Genomic DNA, 21174 nt, shown 5'->3' with positions numbered 1-21174 from the left:
CGAAACGGCCGCTGCACCATCCCCCATCGGGCACTAACTCAGGTCGACGCAAAGCGCGTTTGTCAGGGACTCAGTCGTCATCCCATTCGTCGCGCATCTCTTTTGTAAGAACTGCGACCTGAACCGTCAGAGCCCCCAGCAGTTCTTCGCGGTTGAGCCTGTTTGTCGTTCTGTAGGCCCACGTCGCTTCCCCCACGGCATTTAGGGTCTTCACAAGCACGAACGCCTCAATGGCCGTCTCGCCTTCCTCCAGTGGATGGACTTCTAAGCCCGCAAGAGCCTGCTCGATCGGGACACGCTGCTCGCCTGATGCCGGAACCCCGGAGTGACTACCCATGCCACGAGTAAAACTCATTCTTCGACCCGAGCAGTCGCGACCGATGGCCTATTCCCTATCGGGCACCAAGACGAGGCGCATCAGACGCCTTGCCGACTTGTCGGCGGCGTGACCGCTCCACAAGGGAGTCACCACCGACCGCAGCAACACCGAAGAACAAACCGATGGTCCCCACGACCCATCCGTTCCAGCCCAAGACGAAGCCAGCGACGCCGACGAAGAGCACGACAGGGACTATGGCTATGCGCGAGATCATGGGCAGATCCTGACAGACGATGGCCGATGGCCGATCCCCTATCGGGCGCCTCCTCGCCCCGCAGGCTTACAGCTGGCCATGACGTCAGCCAAGATCGAGGCATGACCACCCCCGGAGATGACGCATGGCTGGAGTTGACGCAGCTCATCGCAGCCTCACCCGTGAACGTCGTAGTCCGCCCGCCACACGAGCACTCTTCGACCGCGGCGACGCTGGGACTCGGGGCGAGCTCCTACCTCGGTGCGCTCGCTAGCAATACTTCCGGCGTCCTCGTCGACGATGGATGGTTGCGCCTCCTCGGAGGCAGCTCGGAAAAGGACGGTCTTCCCGGTCTCGACGAGGCAAGTGCCGGGACCCCCGGGCTGCTCGTCGTCGCTCACGACGTCCTCGGTGGCGCTTTCGCCCTGGACGGTGGAGCCCTGGGCCGAGGTGATGGCTCCGTCCACCACTTCTCGGTCGACTCGTTGTGCTGGGAAGACCTCGAGGTCGGCCACGCCGACTTCGTGACCAGGATGCTCGCTGGAGCGACCGTGAGCTTCTACCAGTCCCTCCGCTGGCCGGGATGGCAGGACGACCTCGCCGATCTGCGCCCGGAGCAGGGCCTGTCTCTCTACCCCTACCCCTTCACGGCAGAGGGCAAGGACGTGGGCAGTGCCAGCAAGCAGGCTGTTCCCATGGCGGAGCTGCTGGGCATGTACAACGACGTCGCCGCGCAGCTCGGACTCGGCCGCGGAGTGCCCGTCTCTTGGTCCTAGGCATCCGAGGCCGTGCCGGAGACGGATCCCCTATCGGACACGCTCTGGAGTCGAGTCATCGAGGATGCGAGGCAAATTCGGGGGCGCTAACGCGGCCGGTGGCCACGCCAGCGCTAGGGTCAGGGCATGAACGACGCGGACCGCGAATTGCTCCGCCGGGCTGAGGCGGAGGTGGCAGCGCTCCCCCACCGTGACTCCCTCGCTGACTCGTATGCCTGGTCGGAAGGCGGCCCCGCCGCCGAGTCCAAGCCGACCGGTCGGGCTCGATTGCTCGCCCCGCTGACCCTGATCGTCTGCTTCGTCACGGCCTGCGCCGAGGGTTCGTGGCTCTGGTTCTCCGCCGCAGAGTGGACCTCAATGGTCTGGTTCGCCGTGCCATTCCTGCTGGTCGCCTCGATTGTGCTCGCGCTCATCGCCGGAGCGCTAGGCGGCCGCACTGGCCGATGGGCCGGCGTCTGTGGTGGCATCGCGATCGTGCCGCCCGTGTGTTTCGTGGTGTCGCTTCCCCTGGCGCTTTTCACGTAGGCCGCTGCGGCTTGCGCCGCGGCCGCTCGGCGGCCTCCCGGTAGCCGATCCCCTTCCGGGCACCACCCACGCCACCGCCATACAGGGGGCAGCGGTGTCACAATGCGCACATGCAACCTCACGGAGCCCGCCGACGCAGACGCCGACGCCTAGCTATCGCTCTCGTCGTGGCCGGCATAGTGATGCTCCTTGCCCCAGTTATTGCCGGCCCGATCGCACAGGGCGTTGCGTGGGTGGCCTGGGCCGCCCGCTCTCTTCCCGCCGTCCTTGCCCCCGTTCTTACCGGCCCGATCGCGCAGGGCGTTGCGTGGGTGGCCTGGGTCGCCCGCTCTCTTTCCGCCGCACTTGTCTTCGCGGGCGTCATGGTCTGGTACCGAGCAGACAAAGTTTTTGACCGCGGGCTTGAGTCAGAAGAGCCGTCAGACCCTGACGCAGGGGCGGTAAAAAGCGGTGCAGGCCCTTTGTGGAGCGACGAACCAGGTTCCCTCTCCGATATCGACGGACGTGCTGGTTTCGCTCAAGTTGTTGGTGGCCGCATCGACGCCTGTGTAATAGGCCAGGGCTCGACGGTTTTCGGCTTGGTCGGGCCATGGGGAAGCGGTAAGTCAAGTCTCATCAAGGAAATAAGAACTCACCTACCTGGATGGACCGTTGTCGATTTCACCCCGTGGTCTGCTTCCGACACGGCATCGCTAACGGGCGAGTTTCTTGCGACTCTGGCTACCGCCTTCCCTCAGTCCCAGACCGTCAAAGACAGTCTTGCCAAGTACTCGCGGTACGGCCTTCCAGCATTGGGCCTTATTCCGGCCGTTGGCGATGCGGCATCAAAGGTCGCTGAAAGCCTCTTGACCGATTTCGCGGCTAGACCACCGTGGCATACCCAATTTGGACAGATCAGTCAGGCCATCGCTAGTCAGGACAAAAGAGTCCTTGTCGTCGTCGACGATGTCGACCGTTTAGACGCGGATGAATTACGGGCCCTATTCCGAGTCGTTCGATTGCTAGGACGATTCACGAATGTGCATTACCTGCTCGCCTACGACCAAAGCAGTATCGAGAAGTTGCTCACTGAAAGCGGGTCTGGGGGTCACAGTTCTGAATACACGGAGAAAATCGTCCAGTACCCCTTCGAACTTCCTCCTGTTCCTAAGGTGGCCCGCCGCCGGTGGGCTCGCGAGATAGTAGAGCACCTCCAAGACGGACCGCGTGATGGACCTGGCCGCGCCGTCTATGCCGACGAAAAGGACAAACTGGTCTCTATCCTTGCGATGGGGCTGGAAACACCACGAGCCGCGCAACGACTGCGCGAGCAGATCACCAGTTTGGAGGCCCTCGTTGCCGGAGCTGAAGTCGACGCTCTCGACTTCATCGCTCTGACTTGGATTCGCGTAACCCACCACCGCTTGTGGGATCACATTCGCTTGCACCCCGAGACCTACCTGGGCTGGCGGGAAGACGGCGACAAGGAAGTGGAAGAACGGCGCGATCGACTCCTGACCAGCCTCATCGATCACGCCGATTTTGCTCCTGCGCAAGCCGCCGTGCGATTCATTTTCACGTCGCCGGGCCTTCGAGGGGCTTTCTCGGGGAGGCAATGGCGAATGTGCAACGCCCGCTTTTTCGACCGCTACTTCCTCATTGGCGTGCCCGGAGACGACGTGAGTGATCTGATGATTGGCCGGGCCGTGAAAGCGCTTGAGGCAAATCAGCCACTTGACCCCGACGTCGTTGACCTAAGAGAAAACCTCATTGCAGATGATGAAGATAGGGCAGCCCTGGCCCTCGAATCCATCAACCGGGTGCGGCAATCCAGTTTCGCCACTTCGGTAAAAACGCTCGAACTCATCGATGGCGTTCTGGCACACCTGGAGCAACGCCCACAGCGCGACGATGGGCGACGTTCAGGGCTAGACCGGTGGCTAAACAGGGAGATTTTTCTCGCTCTTGAAACTCGTCTTACTACTTCAGCGGACCTCATCTCACGCTATGGGTACGAGCAACTGACGTACAGCGCCTACTACGTTCGCCGACTTCTCCGCCAGGACCCGGAAGAATTCTGGCCGGTATACCAGGAGGTGGCGACTACTTGGCTTGCCGAAGTTGAGCGAGAGAACGTGGACAGCGTCGTTGAGCGCCCGGAGTTGATCGCCATGACCTCATTCCTCATCTGGCTCACTGGTCGCGAGGACTTGGGGGGTTTTCTGGAGGAGAAGATCACGGACGGAGAAGCGTTCTTGAGAGTCGCTATGGCGTTCGTGGGCTTCTCCGAATGGGTCGGATCGTCGACAACCTACGAAGTGACCTTTCGCGAGCAAGAGTTTCGATTTGCCATGGGCTCTGCGCTCACTAGCTCCTTGGTGGCGGATCTACCAGCGCCAGAGTCCCTTCCTGACTATGAGACAGATGACCTGCCCGAACGTTCCCTTAGTGATTTACAGCGTAGGGACGTCGCCCTTCGAAGCATTGCTGCCCTCAAGCTCTAGACGTCGACGACCGGAGGCCCGCCCGACCTCGAGGTACGTAGGAGCACGACTACCTATTTCTAGGTGCTAGCGCGTTGAACAGTTCGGTAGACCGTCGAGCCACACCGAACAGCTCGGCGATCTCGCTGGTGGTGTGGGCGCCGGTGCGGTGCAGCTGCACGAGGTGCTTCTCCTGCGAGGCGGTCGGCTTGGGCTTGCGGCCGCGGAGCTTGCCGGCGGCCTCTGCGATCGCCATGCCCTCGCGGGTGCGGGCCCGGGTCAGGTCAGCTTCGAACTCGGCCACCATCCCGAGGACGTTGAACAGCAGCCGGCCCACAGGGTCGGTCGGGTCGTAGACCGCTCCCCCGAGGTTCAGGGCAACGCCCTTCTTCGTCAGCTCATCCGCGATGTCGGTCGCGTCACGCAGCGAGCGGGCGAGACGGTCGAGCTTCGTGACCACGAGGACGTCGCCGGCACGGCACGCAGCCAGCGCCTCGCGGAGGCCAGGCCGCGCTCGAGTCGTCCCCGTCAAGCCGTGGTCAACACGCACGTGTTGATCGTCAACACAGAACGCTGCCAGACCGTCACGTTGTGCTGCGAGATCTTGCCCCGAGGGCGCATCCGATGAGCTCGAACGGCTGTAGCGTTCAAACCCCCGTCACCGGGCATTTTTGCGGGACAGGCATACGCGAATCCGCAGGCCAGACGCCACTTGGCCTCAACCGGCCGAGAACAGCTCGAAAAGGTGTCCCGATGAACGACCGGCGACCGGGCGCCGGCGACACGCACGACGCGCCGCGCACCCGACGTGCGTAGGATTTCTCATCATGAAGCTCGCCGAAGCCCTCCTGCAACGGTCCGACGCCCAGCGCCGGGTCGACCAGCTGCGTGACCGCGTCTCCGCGAACGCCCGCTACCAGGAGGGCGAAGAGCCCACCGAGGACGCCGCCGAGCTGCTGCGCCAGGCGGTCGACACCCTCGCCGCCCTCGAGTCGCTCGTCGTGCGCATCAACCTCACCAACGCCCGCACGACCCTCGCCGACGGCAGCACGATGACCGCTGCCCTGGCCCGCCGCGAGACCCTGCGCGCCACCCACGCCCTGCTCGTGACCGCCTCCGACGCGGCCCGCGGCGCCTCCGGCGGCTACCGCCAGCTCCACAGCGAGCTACGGATGTTCTCGGCCCTCCCGGTCGCCGAGCTGCGGGACCGTGCCGACGCCGTCGCCAAGGACCTCCGCGAACTCGACGTCGAGATCCAGAAGACCAACTGGGAGGCCGAACTGCAGAACTGACCTGCGCGGTGAGTCGGTAGACGTCACCGGGGCGAGCACGAACCGCGACCGGCGGTCATCCCGGTCACCCTGCAGGCGCGGAGGGCAGCGCTACGACTCACGTCGTCACCACTCAGCCCCGCACCGATCACCGGTGACCGCGCACCCTGCATCGTTCACCACCGTGTGCTGACCGGAGACGTCGAGGGCGGGATCGGGGACCTCACCGCGCCTCCTGGGGCTGCCTCCGTCGGCACACGTCCGCGTCGCGGTCCGTCCCGCGACGGGGGCGACGATCGATAGGCTCGCCGGGTGACGGATCAGGCAGCCCGTGGGGCGTTCATCGTGTTCGAGGGCATCGACGGGTCGGGCAAGTCGACGCAGGCGCGCCTGCTCGCCGCCCGTCTCCAGGACGCGGGGGTGCCGGTGCACCAGACGGCCGAGCCGACCACCGGCCCCGTCGGCACGTTGATCCGCAACGGCTTCAACCGCCGGGTCGACCTGGACGACCGCGTCATCGCGTCGCTCTTCGTCGCCGACCGCCTCGACCACATCACGAACGCCCACGACGGCATGCTCGGCATCGTCGAGCGGGGCACGACCGTCCTCTGCGACCGGTACCACCTGTCGTCACAGGCCTACCAGGCGTCCGACGTGGGCAGCGACTGGATCGCCTCGTCGAACTCCATCAGCACCGACCTGATGCTGCCCGACCTGACGATCTACCTCGACGTCTCGCCCGAGGTCGCCCTCGAGCGCCTCGCCAGCGGACGCACGACCACCGACCGGTTCGAGGTCGACGAGCGACTCCGGGCAGCCCGCGAACGCTACGCCGAGGCCATCGAGCAGGCCGACGAGGTCGTCGTCACGGTCGACGCCGACCGCTCGACCGACGAACTCGCCGACGCCGTCTGGCACGAGGTCTCGACCCGGCTCGACCTCGGGTCGCTGGCGCGCCCGCAGGGCTGACACCGCGCCTCCTCGGGTCACCGAGCCGTCACGACGGGACGCTCGCCCCGGCACGTGAGCGACACCCCGACGGGGTCAGGAGGCGCGGGCCGCGTCGACGACGGACGGTGCGTCCGCTGCTCCCCCGGCTCCGTCGCGCGTGATCTCGGCCCAGACGTCGTCGAGCGAGATGCTGACGACAGCGGCGATCGCGGCGATGGTCGAGAAGGCCGGCGTCGCCACGCGACCGGTCTCGATCTTTCGCAGGGTCTCGGGCGACAGCCCGGCGTCCAGGGCGACCTGCAGCATCGGCCGGGAGCCACGGGCCCGCCTCAGCAGCACCCCGAGGCGGCGACCGCGTTCGATCTCGGCGGGCGTGAGCGGCAGACGGACCATGCCCCGAGCGTAGTGCGCCGACGGCCCGACTGGGATACCTTTACCGGGATGATCTTCGGCACGCGAACGGCAGGACACCCATGATCGAGATCTTGAACCCCTCCGAGATCGAACGTGCCCGGGCGACCGGCGCACTCGTCGGCACCATCCTGCAGACGCTGCGCGACCGGGTGACCGTCGGCACGAACCTGCTCGACGTCGACTCGTGGACCCAGACGATGATCGACGAGGCCGGGGCGGTCTCGTGCTACGTCGACTACGCGCCGTCGTTCGGCCGGGGCCCCTTCGGCCACTACGTCTGCACGGCCGTGAACGACGCCGTGCTGCACGGGCTGCCGCACGACCGACGACTCGTCGACGGCGACCTGCTGACGCTCGACCTCGCCGTCGTGCTCGACGGGGTGGCGGCCGACTCGGCGGTGAGCTTCGTCGTGGGCGACTCCCGTCCGGCCGAGAGCGTCAGCCTGATCGAGACGACCGAGCGGGCGCTCGAGGCCGGCATCGCGGCGGCCGGGCCGGGGGCGCGCATCGGCGACCTGTCGCACGCGATCGGCTCGGTGCTGTCGGACGCGGGCTACCCGATCAACGTCGAGTTCGGCGGCCACGGCATCGGCTCGACCATGCACCAGGACCCGCACGTGTCGAACACCGGGCGCCCGGGGCGGGGCTACCGCCTGCGGCCCGGGCTGTTGCTCGCGCTCGAACCGTGGGTGATGACCGACACCGACGAGCTCGTCACGGACGCCGACGGCTGGACGCTGCGCAGCGCGACGGGCTGCCGGACGGCCCACAGCGAGCACACGATCGCCATCACCGAGGACGGCGCCGAGGTGCTGACGCGGCGCCCCGTCCGCTAGCCCGACCGCCAGCCCCTCCGCACGGACCGGCTCAACCCTCGACGGCCGGCTGGCCCTGCCCGGTCAGGCGCAGGAACCCGCTCAGCAGCCCGAGCCCCGCGATCGAGGTGGGCAAGCCCGTCGCGAGCAGCGGGGAGTGCACCAGGAACGCCGCCCACTTCGCCCGCGACAAGGCCACGTTCAACCGGTTCGGCATCAGCAGGAAGTCCAGCCCGCGCGGGATGTCGGCGGCACTCGACGCCGCCAGCGAGACGACGGCCACGACGGCCTCCTGCCCCTGGAACAGGTCGACCGTGCCGACGGGCGTCTCGTCGAAGCCGGCCGCGTCGAGGTGTTCGCGCAGCACGGCGCCGTGGGCGTTGTACGGCGCGACGACGATGACGTCGGCCGCGGTCAGGGGCCGGGTGCCGTCGGCGTCCGACCAGTCGAGCCCGACGACCGACCGCACGATCTCGACGACCGCCCGGGCCTCCTCGACCGACGAGGTGGTGTTGCCGACGTGCGTCACCGGTTCGACGTGCAGGCCGGGTGTGACGCCCTCGAGCCGGCGGTCGGACACATGGGCGGTCAGGGCCCCGCCGTAGGACAGCTCGCTGACCGGGGCGCACAGCGCCGGATGCATGCGCCAGGTGGTGGCGAGGAAGTAGCCGTACTCGGCCGGCAGCACGTCGTGGCCGTCGGCCAACCAGCCGAGGGCCGACTCGTCGACCGGCTCGGGGTGGCTGCCCTGGCTGACCTGCGGCAGCTGCTGCGGGTCGCCGAGCAGCAGCAACCGCGTCGCGGCGACCGAGGCCGCCACGGTCGAGGCGAGCGAGAACTGCCCGGCCTCGTCGACGACCAGCAGGTCGAGGGAGGCGCGGGCCACCTTGTCGGCGTTGGCGAACCCCCAGGCCGTCGCCCCGAACACGGCCCCCACGGCCTGCCCGCCGCCGTCGACCCCGGCACCGCCCGCGCCACCGTCGGCCTCGGCGAGGAACGCGGCCTCACCGCCGGACTTCAGGGCACGCCAGGGCTGCTCGTCGGCCTGCTCGGCGGTCGTGCCCGACTTCGGCACCTTGCCCACGCGCTCGGGATCGACCCCGGCCGTGATCGCCGCCCGCAGGACGTTCTCGACCACGGCGTGCGACTGCCCGACGACCCCGACACGCCAGCCGTGCTCACGCACCAGCCGGGCGACGACCCGCGAACCGACGTAGGTCTTGCCCGTGCCGGGAGGACCCTGGACGGCGAGGTACGAGCGGTCGAGGTCGAGCAGGGTCTCGACGACGGCCGAGACGGTGTCGTTCCCGACCACGGGTGCGGGCCCGCCACCCGACCGCCGACGCGGCGGCTGCCGCCGCAGCAGGTCGAACGCCGGGTCGGGCAGCATCTCGGGCAGGGCGTCGAGCACGTGCCCACCCCATTCGGCGATCGCCTCGGGCTGGGGAGTGGCTCGGGGAGGCGCGGCGGGCGTCAGCGCGACCGGGAACGCGTCGTGCCGGTCGTCGTCGCCGGTGACGCGCTCGAGCAGCACGACCTCGTGCCGGTCGCCGTTCGAGCCGGCCTCGACCACCGTCGACCCGACGGCACCCCGCAGCCCGGGGCCGAGCGAGGCGACCCCGGGCGGGACGGGGGCGTCGTAGACGGCGTAGGGCGCGCCTCCTTCGCCCAGGCGACTGCCGGGCGCGAGGCGGCCGCGCAGCCGCACCTCGCGGCTGAGCTTGCGGGCCCGGGGCAGCTTCTGCCACTCGCGCTCGACCGAGGCCGTCTCGACCACGAACACGTCGCGGGTGTCGGCCCAGTCGTCGACCGGATTGCGGAGGCGGTCGAAGTGCTCTTGCCAGAACGTCTTGGCCTCGCGGCGGTGGTAGTCGATGGCCGACGCCGCGAGGGCGATGGCCGTCTGGTCGGGGGTGCGGTCGAGCGGGTCGACGTCGGCCACGTGCGCCGCGAGGCCCACGGCGACCGGGTTCGGCTCGCGGGGCACGCGGGCGAGCTCGAGCGGGTCGGGCGCGGTCGGGCCGTCGGGGTCGTCGCCCCGGGTGCCGTGCCGGTCGGCCAGCTCGAGCAACCAGTCGCGCAGCCGCAGGGTCGACCGGCAGTCGTACTCGTTGTAGTCGCGGACCTCGTCGAGCATCTGGTCACCCCGCGCCGCGTCGCCGGTGGTGCGCTCGGCGATGGCGTCGACGTACATGGTGATGCTGGCGGTGGCCGTCTTGACGTCGCTCTGCCGGAGGTCGTCACCCATGTAGAGCGGCTCGAGCTTCTTGAGCGAGTAGCTGTGCGACCCGACGAGCAACGCCTGCCGCACGACCGGGTAGAGGTCGACGAGCACGCCGTCGCGGAGCAGGTCGTCGACCGCGTCCTCGCCGACGCCGTGGCGGGCCGCCAGCGAGAGCAGGTGGCTGCGCTCGTACGAGGCGTAGTGGTACACGTGCAGGTCGGGGAATCGCCGGCGGCGCTCGGAGAGGTAGTCGAGGAAGTCGATCAGCGCCTGCCGCTCGCCCGCGAAGTCGTGCGCCCAGAAGGCCCGGAAGGTGCCGTCGGCCTCGACCAGCCCGAAGAGGTAGTCGAGGCCCCAGGCCCGCCCGTCGCCCTCGGTGTAGAGCGGGTCGCCCTCGAAGTCGAAGAAGACGTCGCCGGCGTCGGGCCGCGGGATCGTCCGCAGGGCGTCGGCGTCGACGACCTCGACCGCGGGCGCGCCGGTGTGGTCGCGCTCGGTGGCGAGCTGCACCCGGGCCTGCCCCCGCAGGCGGGCGAGGGCCGTCGCCCCGATGCCGGCGACGGGCCCGTCCGACCCGGCGAGCTCGTCGATCGTGGCGACGCCGGCCAGGTGCAGCCGCTGACGTTGCTCGCCGCGCAGGCCGGCGACGAGCACGAGGTCGCGGTGCTCGTCGACCTGGGCCTGGCAGGCCGTGCAGCGCCCGCAGGCGGTGACGCCCGGGTCGCCCCAGGTGAGCGGACCCTCGGCGGCGAGCCGCTCGGCCAGGGCGGCCCGCAGCCGGTCACGCTGGACCCGGTAGACCGGCAGCACGTCGGCGACGTCGTGCACGCTCTCGCTGCCGTCGCCGAGCACGAGGCGCACGGTGTCGGCCGACGGCAGTCCGAGCGCGCGGATCTGGTCGGTGTAGGCCGCGACCTGCAGCAGCGCGGGGATCTTCGCGTGGCGGGCGAGCTTGGTGTCGTAGACCTCGTAGGTGCCGTCGTCGGTGCGCACCACGAAGTCGCTGAAGCCGATGAACGATCCGTCGAAGAACGTCGCCTGGAAGAGCACGTCGGCCCCGGAGGCCATGGCGAGCCGCGCCTCCTCGGCGGCCGCCGCGTAGCCCGACGGGGCCGGACGGTCGAACTCGACGACGTCACGGGTCGCCCGCAGCGCCTCGAGGTACCGCAGCTCGTGCGCGTCGCCGAGCCGGGCCGTGCGGTCGAGCATGTCGTCGGACGCGTCGGCGACGGCGTCGACCCGGCCGAGCTTCGCGTCGAGCCGTCGGAGGAACGACCACTCGCACGCGGCCCAGGTCGTCAGGTCGGACGGGCTGGTGACCACCCGGTCGTCGTCGAGGTACACGCGGACTCCTTCTGTCGGGACGCGGCCTGGACGCCCGCCCCGAGCCTAGGAGGCGCCACCGACACCCCGGGACGCCTCACGCGGGCGAGCCGGGCGCGGTCCGCAGGTGCAGCCGCTCGCCCTGCCGACCGAACAGGCTGAGCACCTCGACGGCCCGGTCGTCGGCCCGGCCGAACCAGTGCGGCGTGCGCGTGTCGAACTCGGCCGCCTCGCCGGCGGGCAGCACGAGGTCGAGGTCGCCCAGCACGAGCCGGATGCGTCCGCGCAGCACGTACAGCCAGTCGTAGCCCTCGTGCGTGCGGAGCACGGGTTCGCTCCGAGGCGAGTCCGCAGGAATCACCATCTTGAAGGCCTGGATCGCGCCGCCGCCGCGCGAGAGCGGCACGACCGTCATGCCGTGCTGTTGCCGGGGCTTGAGGTGCACGCGGGGGTCGCCGGTCTCGGGCGCGCCGACGAGGTCGTCGAGCGGAACCCCGTGCTCGCGGGCGAGCGGCAACAGCTGTTCGAGGGTGGGCCGTCGAAGCCCGGACTCGAGCCGGGACAGGGTGCTGACCGAGATGCCGGTCCGCTCCCCCAGTTCGGCGAGGGTCACGCCGCGCCGCGCGCGCAGGGCACGGAGGCGCGGGCCGACCGCGGCGAGGACGTCGTCGGTGCTCGGGGCGTCGGCACCGGGGGCGTTCGTGGGGTGGTCCATGCCGGTCATCTTGCCACTTCGGCAACTTGGATTGCCAGCCCGACGATCCAGGTCGCAGGATCGGGTCAGGAGGTCACACCATGAACCAGAACACCCACCCGGTCGGCGCCGTCCACGACGTCGTCCACGACGTCGTCGTGATCGGCGGCGGTGCCGCCGGACTCAGCGGCGCCCTGTCGCTCGTCCGCGCCCGCCGCACCGTGCTCGTCGTCGACGACGACCGGCCCCGCAACGCTCCCGCCGAGGGCGTCCACGCGTTCCTCACCCGCGACGGCGTCGCCCCGCGCGAGCTCACCCGCCTCGGTCGCGCCGAGGTCGGGGCGTACGGAGGCGCGATCACGTCGGGCACCGTGACCGGCGTCCGTCGCGACGACGACCCCGTCGCCCCCTTCGTCGTGACCGTCACCGGCAGGGGTGGTGACGCGTCCGAGGTGCGTGCCCGGCGCCTCCTGGTGACGTCCGGCCTCGTCGACGAGCTGCCCGCCGTCGACGGCCTCGTCGAGCGTTGGGGCCGCGACGCCGTGCACTGCCCGTACTGCCACGGCTGGGAGGTGCAGGACCGCGTGATCGGCGTGCTGGCCACGAGCCCGTTCGCGATGCACCAGGCCCTGCTCTTCGGGCAGTGGAGCCGCGAGATCGTCCTGTTCACCAACGCCTCGTTCACCCCCGACGACGAGCAGGCCGAGCAGTTGCGGGCCCGCGGGGTCAGCGTGGTCGACGGCCCGGTCGCGCGCCTCCGGGTCGAGGACGACGCCCTCACCGGCGTGACGCTCGACGACGGTCGCACGGTCGACGTCGGCGCCCTGGCCGTCATGGCCCGGGTGCGCTCGCGGGCGGACTTCCTCGCCGACCTCGGGCTCGAGGCGACCGAGCACCCCGCCGGCGTCGGCACCCACCTCGCCACGATCGAGCCGCTCACCGGCCGATCGGCCGTGCCGGGGGTCTGGCTCGCCGGCAACGTCACCGAGCCGATGGCGCAGGTCGTCGCGGCGGCCGCGGCGGGCACGATGGCCGGCGCAGCGATCAACATGGACCTGGTGACGGACGAGGTCGCGGCGGCCGTCGCCGCCCTGCGCACCGGGGAGAGGATCGACGCATGAGCGAGGCGGAGCGAGGGCAGCAGCAGCACCACCACGAGCCCGAGCAGGAGCAAGAGCGACACGGGAACGGGCACGCCCACCCCGTCTTCGACCGCGACTACTGGGAGGACCGCTACGGGCAGCCCGGCCGCGCCTGGAGCGGACGCCCCAACGCCGCCCTCGTCGCCGAGGTCGCCCAGCTGGCCCCCGGTCGCGCACTCGACGTCGGCAGCGGCGAGGGCGGCGACGCCCTCTGGCTCGCCTCGCGGGGCTGGCGGGTCACGGGCGTCGACATCTCGCAGAACGCCCTCGACAAGGCGGCCGCGCTGGCCCGCGAGCAGGAGGACGTCGACCCGGCCCACCTCACCTGGCAGCAGGCGGACCTGACGGAGTGGAGCCCGACCCGCGCCTCCTTCGACCTCGTCACGGCGCACTTCATGCACCTGCCGCCCACCGACCGCGAGCGGCTGTTCCCGGCACTGGCCGACGGCGTGGCACCGGGCGGCACCCTGCTGATCGTCGGCCACGACGTCGACGCCCTGCCGGGCGGCGCCGGGAAGCACGGCGACCCGGGCATGCTCTTCACCGTCGGCGAGGTGGTCGGCGGGCTCTCCCCCGACTCGTGGCGGGTCGACGTCGCCGAGGTGCGCCCGCGTGACATGACGGGCCCCGACGGTGAGGTCTGGCACGTGGCCGACGTGGTCGTCCGCGCCACGCGCCGGGACGGCTGAGGTCGGCGCCGCCCGGGCGGCACGCGGACGCGGCCGCACGCAGGACGGGCGGGTCCGTCCGGCACGGGCGTCCTGAGACGCCCGCCCGGCACGGACCCGCCCGTCCTCGGCGGGGTCGGCCCGCTACAGCGCGCTGAACTTCAGGCGCAGCTGGTGGGCGCCCGGACGCAGCACGTGCCGCGACGCGACGTCCGGCCCGCACGCCCGCGACCCGACGCCGTGCTGGGCGGCGTCGAGGTACAGGTGGGTGCGGTCACTCGCGGGCAGCTCGTGCGGGTGCTCGGCCACGCCGATCTGCTGGGCCGTGTGGCGGCTCAGCGTGAAGCCGGGTCGTCCACCCGTGGCGCTCGGCACCGCCTCGACGCGGAGCCACGGCCGACCGGCGGGGCCGAGGTCGAGCGTGCGCAGGTCGCTGCGGTGCCCCGTCTCCTGTGGGCGGGCGTACCCGGCCGACAGGTCGTCGATGCCCGACTCGTAGCGTCCGACGAACGCCGAGTGACGGCTGTCGGGGTAGGACTCGCGCGGACCGGTGCCGAACCACGAGGCGTGGTCGACGTCGCCCGGCAGGTCGAAGCGCACGCCGACTCGGGGCCAGACCATGTCCCACCACCCCGTCGGGACGATGTCGACCGACAGCCAGAGGTCGTCACCGACGAGCTGCCACTGCTCGTCGGTCGTCACCGCGTTGCGCGTGTCGGCCGCGGCGTAGCGCGTCCGCACCCGGACCGAGTCCGGCGCGACGCTCACCGACTCGACGCGCGCGGTGATCCGGTCGAGCCCGGCGAGCAGCCAGGTGTCCTGCGAGCTGGGCAGCACGCCGACCTCGTACAGGTCGACGCGGTGGCGGTTGCGCATCACGTCGCGGTCGCGGTCCTTCGGCGTCAGCCACTCGCCGCGGTCGTTGTCGGTCGGCGCGCGCCACAGCTCGAGGCGGGCGCCGTCGACCGGGCGCCCGGCCAGCGAGACCAGTCGCCCGTCGTCGAAGACGGCCGGACCGAGCTCGACGCGCCCCGAGGAGGCGCGGGCCACGCGGTCGCGTACGTCACCCACGACTGCGGGGCGCGGTGTCGCGACCGGCACCGGTGCCGGCGTGAGGTCGAGCTGCTGGGTCGAGAGCACGTGACCCGCGTCCGCCCACACGGTGGCGTCGGCCAGCTCGGCGGTGACCGTGAACCACGTCTCGCCGGTGCCCGACACGGGCACCTCGGGCAGCGGGACGACGACCGTCTCGTGGGCGGCCAGGGCGCCGCCGTCGAGGCCGACCACGTCGAGCGTGCCCGAGCGCACCTCCTCGCCGTCGTGTGACGCGACCCAGCGGAAGACCACGTCGGAGGCGCTCGCCGAATGCCGCAGGTTCGACACGACGAGCCCCGGTCGACCGTCGACGGTGGGCGTCTCGAAGCGCAGGCGGATCGGGGCCACGACCTGGGCCCACTCGTAGAGGCCCGGTGACGGGGTGTCGTCGCTCAGCACCATGCCGTCCATGACGAAGTTGCCGTCGTGGACGACCTCGCCGAAGTCGCCGCCGTAGCCGAAGTACTCGACGCCGTCGGCCGTGTGCGTGCGCAGGCCGTGGTCGCGCCACTCCCAGACGAAGCCGCCGTGCAGGCGCGGGTACGCGTCGACCAGGTCCTCGTACTCGTCGATCGCGCCGGGGCCGTTGCCCATCGCGTGGACGTACTCGCAGAGCAGGAACGGCTTGGAGCGCTGGCGCGCGGCCTCGGCCGGCGTGCAGCCCAGCAGCGGGACGGACTCGTCGCCCGACCCGATGGCGCGCGTCTCGTCGATCCACGAGTACATGCGCGAGTAGACGTCGGTGTAGGCGCCCGTGTAGTCGCCCTCGTAGTGCACGGGACGGCCCCCGTCACGGGCGTGGGTCCACGCCGCCATCGCCGCGAGGTTGTGACCCGTTCCCGCCTCGTTGCCGAGCGACCAGAGGACGATGCTCGGGTGGTTCTTGTCGCGCTCGACGGTGCGCACCATGCGGTCGACGTAGGCGTCGTGCCAGTCCGGGTCGTCGCTGGGGTTGCCGATCCACTCCTGGCGTTCGAAGGCGTGCGTCTCGAGGTCGCACTCGAGGACGACCCAGAAGCCCAGCTCGTCGGCGAGGTCGAGGAGGCGCGGGTGCGGCGGGTAGTGCGACGTGCGGATCGCGTTCACGTTGAACCGCTTCATCTGGGCGAGGTCGCGGCGCGACCACTCCTCGTCGAAGACGCGGCCACGGTCGGGGTGGGTCTCGTGGCGGTTGACGCCGTGGAACACGACGCGGCGGCCGTTGACCTCGAACTGGTCGCCCACGATGCGGACCGTGCGGAAGCCGAGGCGCAGCGAGACGGTCTCGGCGCCGCCCGCGCTCGAGACGGTCGCGTCGTAGAGGCGCGGGGTCTCGGCGGACCACGGCTCGACCGCGTCGAGCGCGACGGGCGCGACGTCGGCCGGGGTGGCCCAGGTCACCTCGACGCCGAGCTGGGGCACCGAGAGGGTGACCGGGTAGGCGGCCTCGCCGGCGGTGATCTCGGGGACGATCGCCGCGCCTCCTTCGCCCTGACCGGCCGTGCCGTGGAACGGCGTCTGCAGCCAGACGTCGTCGAGGCCGCCGACCGGGCGGGCCTGCAGCGTGACGCTGCGGAAGATGCCGGGCAGCCACCACTGGTCCTGATCTTCGACGTAGCTCGACGCCGACCACTGGTGCACGCGCACCGCGATCACGTTCTCGCCCGGGTGCAGGGCGTCGGTGACGTCGAACTCCTGGGCGAGGCGGCTGCCGACGCCCATGCCGATCTCGACGCCGTTCAGCCACACCACGTAGCGCGACTCGACGCCGTCGAACCGCAGCAGCACGCGCTCGGCGCCGTCGAAGGACGACGGCAGCTCGAACGTCCGGCGGTGGTCGCCGGTCGGGTTCGCGTCGGGCACGAAGGGCGGCTCGGTCGGGAACGGGAACTGCACGTTGGTGTAGATCGGGGCGCCGCGCGAACCGTCGCCGCCGAGCACCCAGTGCGACGGCACCTCGATCTCGCCCCAGGACGACTCGTCGAGGTCGACCGCGCCGACGCCGTCGACGGGCTCGCCCTCGGGCAGCACGCCGCGGCCGCCCAGCGTGCCGGGGGCGCCGGGCAGCAGGCGGAACGACCAGGTGCCGTCGAGGGAGAGCGTCGGGGCGTCGGTGTGCAGCCACGACCGCGCCGGGGTGCGGCCACCCTGACCCGGGCCGGTGTCGGTGAGGTAGTCGGCGGAGACGGTGGACGGTGTGGTGCTGGGGGTCACTTGACGCTTCCTTCGGTGAGGCCGCCGCGCCAGAAGCGCTGGAGGACGACCATGGCGATGACCAGCGGGATGATCGACAGCAGCACGCCGCCGGTCGTCAGCTGGTAGAACTCGGGCAGGCGGTCGGTCTGGCTGAGCCAGTTGTTGAGGCCGAGCGTGACGGGGAACTTGTCCACGTCGCTCAGCATGACCAGGGGCAGGAAGTAGTTGTTCCAGATGCCCACGAGCTGGAACAGGAACACCGTGACGAGCGCCGGGGTGAGGATGCGCAGTCCCAGGGTGTGGAAGATGCGCAGCTCGCTGGCGCCGTCGAGGCGGGCGGCCTCCATGAGCGACGTGTCGACCGTGGCCTGCGCGTAGATGCGGCAGAGGAACAGGCCGAACGGCGACACGAGCGACGGCAGCAGCACGCTCCAGTAGGTGTTGGCGATGCCCATCTGGCTGAACAGCAGGAAGAGGGGCAGGGCCGTGGCGGTGCCGGGCACGAGCACGCCACCGAGGATGGTGCCGAAGACGACGTTGCGTCCGCGGAACTCGTACTTGGCGAGCGCGTAGCCGCCGGCCGCGGCGAAGTACGTCGCGATCAGGGCTCCGACGCCGGCGTAGAGCACCGAGTTGAGCACCCACCGCACGAAGATGCCGTCGCCGTAGGTCAGCACCTGGCCGAGGTTGTCCCAGAGCGAGAAGGTCGGGGCGAACCAGAAGCCGAACGTGCCGAACAGGTCGGGCGTGGTCTTGGTCGCCGCGACGACGACCCAGTAGACCGGCACCAGGAAGTACAGCGCCACCACGACCAGGACGGCCGTGACGATGATGGTGGACGCCTTCGAGCGTCCGGCCGTGCGGTCGGGGCCGGCGCTCCGGGCGCGGCGGCGGGCGGGCTTCTCGGCGCCGCGGCCGCGACCCTGGGCCGTCACGATGGACTCGGTCTCGGTGGCGTGCTCGGCGCCCTTCGTCGAGAGGCTCATTTCTGCTTCCTGTTCGTGATGCTGAGGAACGTGATCGACAGCGCGAACGCGACGAGGGCGATCAGCACGGACTGGGCGGCCGCGACGTTGTAGTCGTTGTAGGCGAAGGCCGTGGTGTACGCGCTGAGGTTGGGCGTGTACTGGCTGTCGATCGCCGGCGAGACGCGTTGCAGCACCTGGGCCTCGGCGAACAGCTGCAGGGTGCCGATGATGGAGAAGACGGCGGTGAGCAGCAGGGCCGGTCGGATCAGCGGCAGCTGGATGCTGAACGCGACGCGCAACGACGACGCACCGTCGACCTTGGCGGCCTCGTACAGCTCGACCGGGATCGACTTGAGCTGGGCGATGATGATCAGCATGTTGTAGCCGGTGTAGCTCCAGGTCACGATGTTCGCGATCGACCACAGCACGGTGTTCGCCCCGAGGAAGTCGGGGGTGACGCCGAAGACCTCGCCGATGTCGATGATCGGGCTGAGACCGGGCACGTACAGGAACGACCAGAGGATGGTCGCGATGACGCCGGGCACGCCGTACGGCAGGAAGTACGCGGCGCGGAACACGCCCGGCCACTTCGCCGACGCCGACTCGAGCAGCAGCGCGAGCACCGTGCAGAGGATCAGCATGACCGGCACCTGGACGATGCCGAACAGGAACATGCGGCCGATCGAGGCGACGAAGTTGGGGTCGCCGATGACCTGGGCGTAGTTGTCGAAGCCGGCGAAGCCGCTGGTCACGCCGCCCTCGCCGAACAGGCCGCTGCGGGTGACCTTCGTGAAGCTCGAGAAGAGGGCGATGACGATCGGGATCACGAAGGTCAGGGCGAAGAGCGCCAGGAACGGCGCGAGCAGCACCCAGGGCGCCCGCTTGACGGCGCCCTTCGAGCTGCTGCGGCGGGGCCCCGAGGAGGCGCGGGTCGAGTCGGTCGCCGCGTCGGGCCTGGTGTCGGTCGCGGCGCTCATGCGTTCGCCTTCCGGATGGTGAGGCCCTTGTTCTGGAAGACCGCCATGATGTCCTTCTCGGCCTGGGCCACGGCGTCGACGAGCGTGCCGCCCGACGCCTTGCCCCGGAACCCGTCGCTCAGGATGTTGAAGGACTGCTGGGTGATGGGCCACCAGCTCCAGTCCTGGTTCTGCGAGGACTCCTTCGTGGCAGGCACGAAGACCTCCTGGTTGTAGTTCTGACCGCTGAAGAACGGGCTGGGCTGCTCGCGCAGCGAGCCGACGACGTCGCGGGCCGGCGACCAACCGATGCCGCAGAACTCGATGAGGGCGTTGATGCCCTCGGGGGTCGTGGTCATCCAGACGGCGAAGTCCAGCGCCTCCTGGGGGTGCTGGCTGTTCGCGAGGATCGCGGCGGTCGAGCCGCCGAGGAAGCTCGACGCGTAGCCGGTCTGCCAGGTGGGCAGCGGGGCGCACTTCCACTTGCCCTCGGCGCCGCTGACGCCCTCGATCAGGGCGTCACCCCACGAGCCGGTCGCGACGGAGGCGATCGTGCCCGCGCTGGCGGCCGAGAACCAGGCCGGCGTGTAGGCGCCGTAGGCGGTCGTGACGATGCCGTCGTCGATCGCCTTGTCGAAGAACCGGGCGACGGTCAGGGTCGCCTCGTCGGTCATGTCGATGACCCAGCCGTCGTCCTCGGCGCGCAGCCACGAGGCACCGGCCTGGGTGGCGTAGGCGGCGAACAGCGAGGCGTCGGCGAGCGGGAAGGAGTCCATCAGCACGCCGGCCCCCTTGAGCTCGGTGCCGACCGCGGCCCATTCGTCCCACGTGGCGGGGACGCCGGCGCCGACGGTGTCGAAGACGGCGGGCTGGTAGAACATGCCCATCGGACCGCTGTCCTGCGGGATCGCGTAGACGCCGTCGGTGTAGCTGACCTGGTTCCACAGCGTGGGGTCGTAGAGGTCGGCGTACTGGTCGGCGCCGTAGCGCTTCAGGTCGACGACGCCGTTGGCGAGGAGGAACTCGGGCAGCGAGCGCAGCTCGACCTGGGCGATGTCGGGCCCGGCCCCCGCGGCGAGCGCCGAGTACAGCTTCTGGTAGCCGCCCGCGTTGCCGCCGGGGATGAAGACGGTCTCGACCTGGACGCGCGACTGGCTCTTGTTGTACAAGGCGGTGACCTGGTCGAGGCCCTTGAGCCAGGCCCAGTACTGGAGCTTGACCGGGCCGTCGGCCGCGGGGATGGTCGGCAGGGAGTTCACGGAGGTCGTCCCGGGCGTGGCGCAGCCGGCGAGCATGGCAGTGGCGCCGGCGGTCACCCCCAGGCCGAGCAACTGCCGTCGGGAAATCGGGCTCATGTTCATCTCACTTCGTCGTGGGGCCGTGGCGTCAGCGACGCTAACACAAATTCGAGTGGTCGCTCGAATTTCACGGGCGAGGTGTCCGGGAGGTCGTAGAGTGGCCGATCATGACGACGACCGGCTCGACGACGAGCGACCCAGGAGGCGCGCCCGCGGGTGGTGCCGACGGTTCTCGTCCCACGCGTCGCGGCCCGTACGCGAAGTCGGCCGAACGCCGGCTCGCGATCGTCGAGGCGGCCTTCGAGGTGTTCTCCACCAAGGGCTACGTCGGCGGGTCGCTCCGTGACGTGGCGGACGTCGTCGGCATGAGTCAGACGAGCCTGCTGCACTACTTCCCGTCGAAGAGCGCGCTGCTGCTCGCGGTGCTCGAACGTCGCGACACGGTCTCAGACCGTTCGGCCGAGCCTCCCGACCGGGGTGACCTGATCGGGACCGTCCTCGGGCAGGCGCGACACAACGAGACGGTGCCCGGACTCATCGCGCTCTACGCGGTGCTGGCGGGCGAGGCGGTCACGACCGGCAACCCCGGCAGCGACTACGTGCGTGAGCGCTTCGAGCGTCTGCGTGACGAGTACGGCGACGCCCTGCGAGCGCTGGAGGCGCGGGGTCGGTTGCGCCCCGGGGTCGACCCCGACCGGGCGGCGTCCGGGCTCGTGGCCCTGTGGGACGGCATCCAGGTGCAGTGGCTGCTCGACCCCGACCGCATCGACGTGGTGCAGCAGCTGCAGGACTACCTCGAGCTGGTGATCGTGCCCGAGTGATCGACGCCACCACTGGTCTGGACG

General features: G+C 70.2%; 17 protein-coding genes and 1 pseudogene. 9 read left to right on the top strand and 9 right to left on the bottom strand.

The features are described 5' to 3' along the window. Positions 1-70: 70 nt before the first annotated feature. A complete protein-coding gene (locus tag EDF21_RS16455) occupies positions 71-337 on the bottom strand; it encodes a hypothetical protein (protein WP_137847065.1) in 267 nt (88 codons plus the stop codon). Between the two features lie 357 nt (positions 338-694). Here EDF21_RS16455 and EDF21_RS00565 point away from each other — a divergent pair, with 357 nt between their 5' ends. The 3 genes from EDF21_RS00565 (at position 695) to EDF21_RS00555 (ending at position 4356) form a co-directional block, all read left to right on the top strand. Next, the gene (locus tag EDF21_RS00565; protein WP_158612825.1) at positions 695-1348 is read left to right on the top strand and encodes a DUF2625 family protein; all 654 of its coding nucleotides are present in this window, start codon (positions 695-697) and stop codon (positions 1346-1348) included. A gap of 126 nt (positions 1349-1474) precedes the next feature. Continuing rightward, a complete protein-coding gene (locus EDF21_RS00560; RefSeq protein ID WP_123569976.1) occupies positions 1475-1873 on the top strand; it encodes a hypothetical protein in 399 nt (132 codons plus the stop codon). 167 nt (positions 1874-2040) lie between these two features. After that, on the top strand, positions 2041-4356 hold the full coding sequence (locus tag EDF21_RS00555) for a P-loop NTPase fold protein (protein WP_158612824.1): 2316 nt from the start codon (positions 2041-2043) through the stop codon (positions 4354-4356). A 49-nt stretch (positions 4357-4405) separates the two neighbouring features. Here the strand turns inward: EDF21_RS00555 and EDF21_RS00550 are convergent. Continuing rightward, positions 4406-4978, bottom strand: a pseudogene (locus tag EDF21_RS00550) (recombinase family protein); the annotation flags it as partial. A 184-nt stretch (positions 4979-5162) separates the two neighbouring features. Between EDF21_RS00550 and EDF21_RS00545 the strand changes: the two are divergent. Next, positions 5163-5627, top strand: a complete 465-nt coding sequence (locus EDF21_RS00545; RefSeq protein WP_123569974.1) for a DIP1984 family protein — start codon at positions 5163-5165, stop codon at positions 5625-5627. Positions 5628-5918: 291 nt separating this feature from the next. Continuing rightward, the gene (tmk, locus tag EDF21_RS00540; RefSeq protein ID WP_123569973.1) at positions 5919-6575 is read left to right on the top strand and encodes a dTMP kinase; all 657 of its coding nucleotides are present in this window, start codon (positions 5919-5921) and stop codon (positions 6573-6575) included. Positions 6576-6650: 75 nt separating this feature from the next. Here the strand turns inward: tmk and EDF21_RS00535 are convergent, their stop codons facing one another. After that, positions 6651-6950 carry a helix-turn-helix transcriptional regulator gene (locus EDF21_RS00535; protein ID WP_123569972.1) on the bottom strand — a complete coding sequence of 100 codons (300 nt, stop codon included), beginning with the start codon at positions 6948-6950 and terminating at the stop codon, positions 6651-6653. Between the two features lie 80 nt (positions 6951-7030). Between EDF21_RS00535 and map the strand changes: the two genes are divergently transcribed. Beyond that, positions 7031-7807 (top strand): type I methionyl aminopeptidase, encoded by a 777-nt coding sequence (gene map, locus EDF21_RS00530; protein ID WP_123569971.1) that lies wholly within the window; start codon positions 7031-7033, stop codon positions 7805-7807. A gap of 31 nt (positions 7808-7838) precedes the next feature. Here map and EDF21_RS00525 read toward each other — a convergent pair whose 3' ends face one another. Both EDF21_RS00525 and EDF21_RS00520 read right to left on the bottom strand, forming a co-directional pair. Beyond that, a complete protein-coding gene (locus tag EDF21_RS00525) occupies positions 7839-11354 on the bottom strand; it encodes a TM0106 family RecB-like putative nuclease (protein WP_123569970.1) in 3516 nt (1171 codons plus the stop codon). 76 nt (positions 11355-11430) lie between these two features. Then, positions 11431-12048 carry a helix-turn-helix domain-containing protein gene (locus tag EDF21_RS00520; protein ID WP_123570750.1) on the bottom strand — a complete coding sequence of 206 codons (618 nt, stop codon included), beginning with the start codon at positions 12046-12048 and terminating at the stop codon, positions 11431-11433. Between the two features lie 80 nt (positions 12049-12128). Here EDF21_RS00520 and EDF21_RS00515 point away from each other — a divergent pair, with 80 nt between their 5' ends. Further along, complete coding sequence (locus EDF21_RS00515) at positions 12129-13148, top strand: NAD(P)/FAD-dependent oxidoreductase (RefSeq protein WP_123569969.1); 1020 nt, start codon at positions 12129-12131, stop codon at positions 13146-13148. Further along, positions 13145-13858 carry a bifunctional 2-polyprenyl-6-hydroxyphenol methylase/3-demethylubiquinol 3-O-methyltransferase UbiG gene (locus tag EDF21_RS00510; protein WP_123569968.1) on the top strand — a complete coding sequence of 238 codons (714 nt, stop codon included), beginning with the start codon at positions 13145-13147 and terminating at the stop codon, positions 13856-13858. The genes EDF21_RS00515 and EDF21_RS00510 overlap by 4 nt, the downstream gene beginning before the upstream one ends. 123 nt (positions 13859-13981) lie before the next feature. On the opposite strand, the gene EDF21_RS00505 is transcribed toward EDF21_RS00510, so the two are convergent. From EDF21_RS00505 to EDF21_RS00490, 4 genes are read right to left on the bottom strand one after another with little or no spacing between them, the layout of a single operon-like run. Next, positions 13982-17125 carry a glycoside hydrolase family 2 TIM barrel-domain containing protein gene (locus tag EDF21_RS00505; protein ID WP_123569967.1) on the bottom strand — a complete coding sequence of 1048 codons (3144 nt, stop codon included), beginning with the start codon at positions 17123-17125 and terminating at the stop codon, positions 13982-13984. Then, a complete protein-coding gene (locus EDF21_RS00500; RefSeq protein WP_082059946.1) occupies positions 17122-18093 on the bottom strand; it encodes a carbohydrate ABC transporter permease in 972 nt (323 codons plus the stop codon). Before EDF21_RS00500 ends, EDF21_RS00505 begins: the two co-directional genes overlap by 4 nt. Continuing rightward, positions 18090-19052, bottom strand: a complete 963-nt coding sequence (locus tag EDF21_RS00495) for a carbohydrate ABC transporter permease (RefSeq protein WP_056044767.1) — start codon at positions 19050-19052, stop codon at positions 18090-18092. The genes EDF21_RS00500 and EDF21_RS00495 overlap by 4 nt, the downstream gene beginning before the upstream one ends. Then, complete coding sequence (locus tag EDF21_RS00490; protein WP_056044890.1) at positions 19049-20386, bottom strand: extracellular solute-binding protein; 1338 nt, start codon at positions 20384-20386, stop codon at positions 19049-19051. Before EDF21_RS00490 ends, EDF21_RS00495 begins: the two co-directional genes overlap by 4 nt. A gap of 110 nt (positions 20387-20496) precedes the next feature. Here EDF21_RS00490 and EDF21_RS00485 point away from each other — a divergent pair, with 110 nt between their 5' ends. Beyond that, a complete protein-coding gene (locus tag EDF21_RS00485; protein ID WP_123569966.1) occupies positions 20497-21150 on the top strand; it encodes a TetR/AcrR family transcriptional regulator in 654 nt (217 codons plus the stop codon). Positions 21151-21174 lie beyond the last annotated feature (24 nt).

Source organism: Frigoribacterium sp. PhB118 (assembly GCF_003751725.1).
Lineage (GTDB): Bacteria > Actinomycetota > Actinomycetes > Actinomycetales > Microbacteriaceae > Frigoribacterium.
This window is presented reverse-complemented; position numbering and strand designations above follow the sequence as displayed.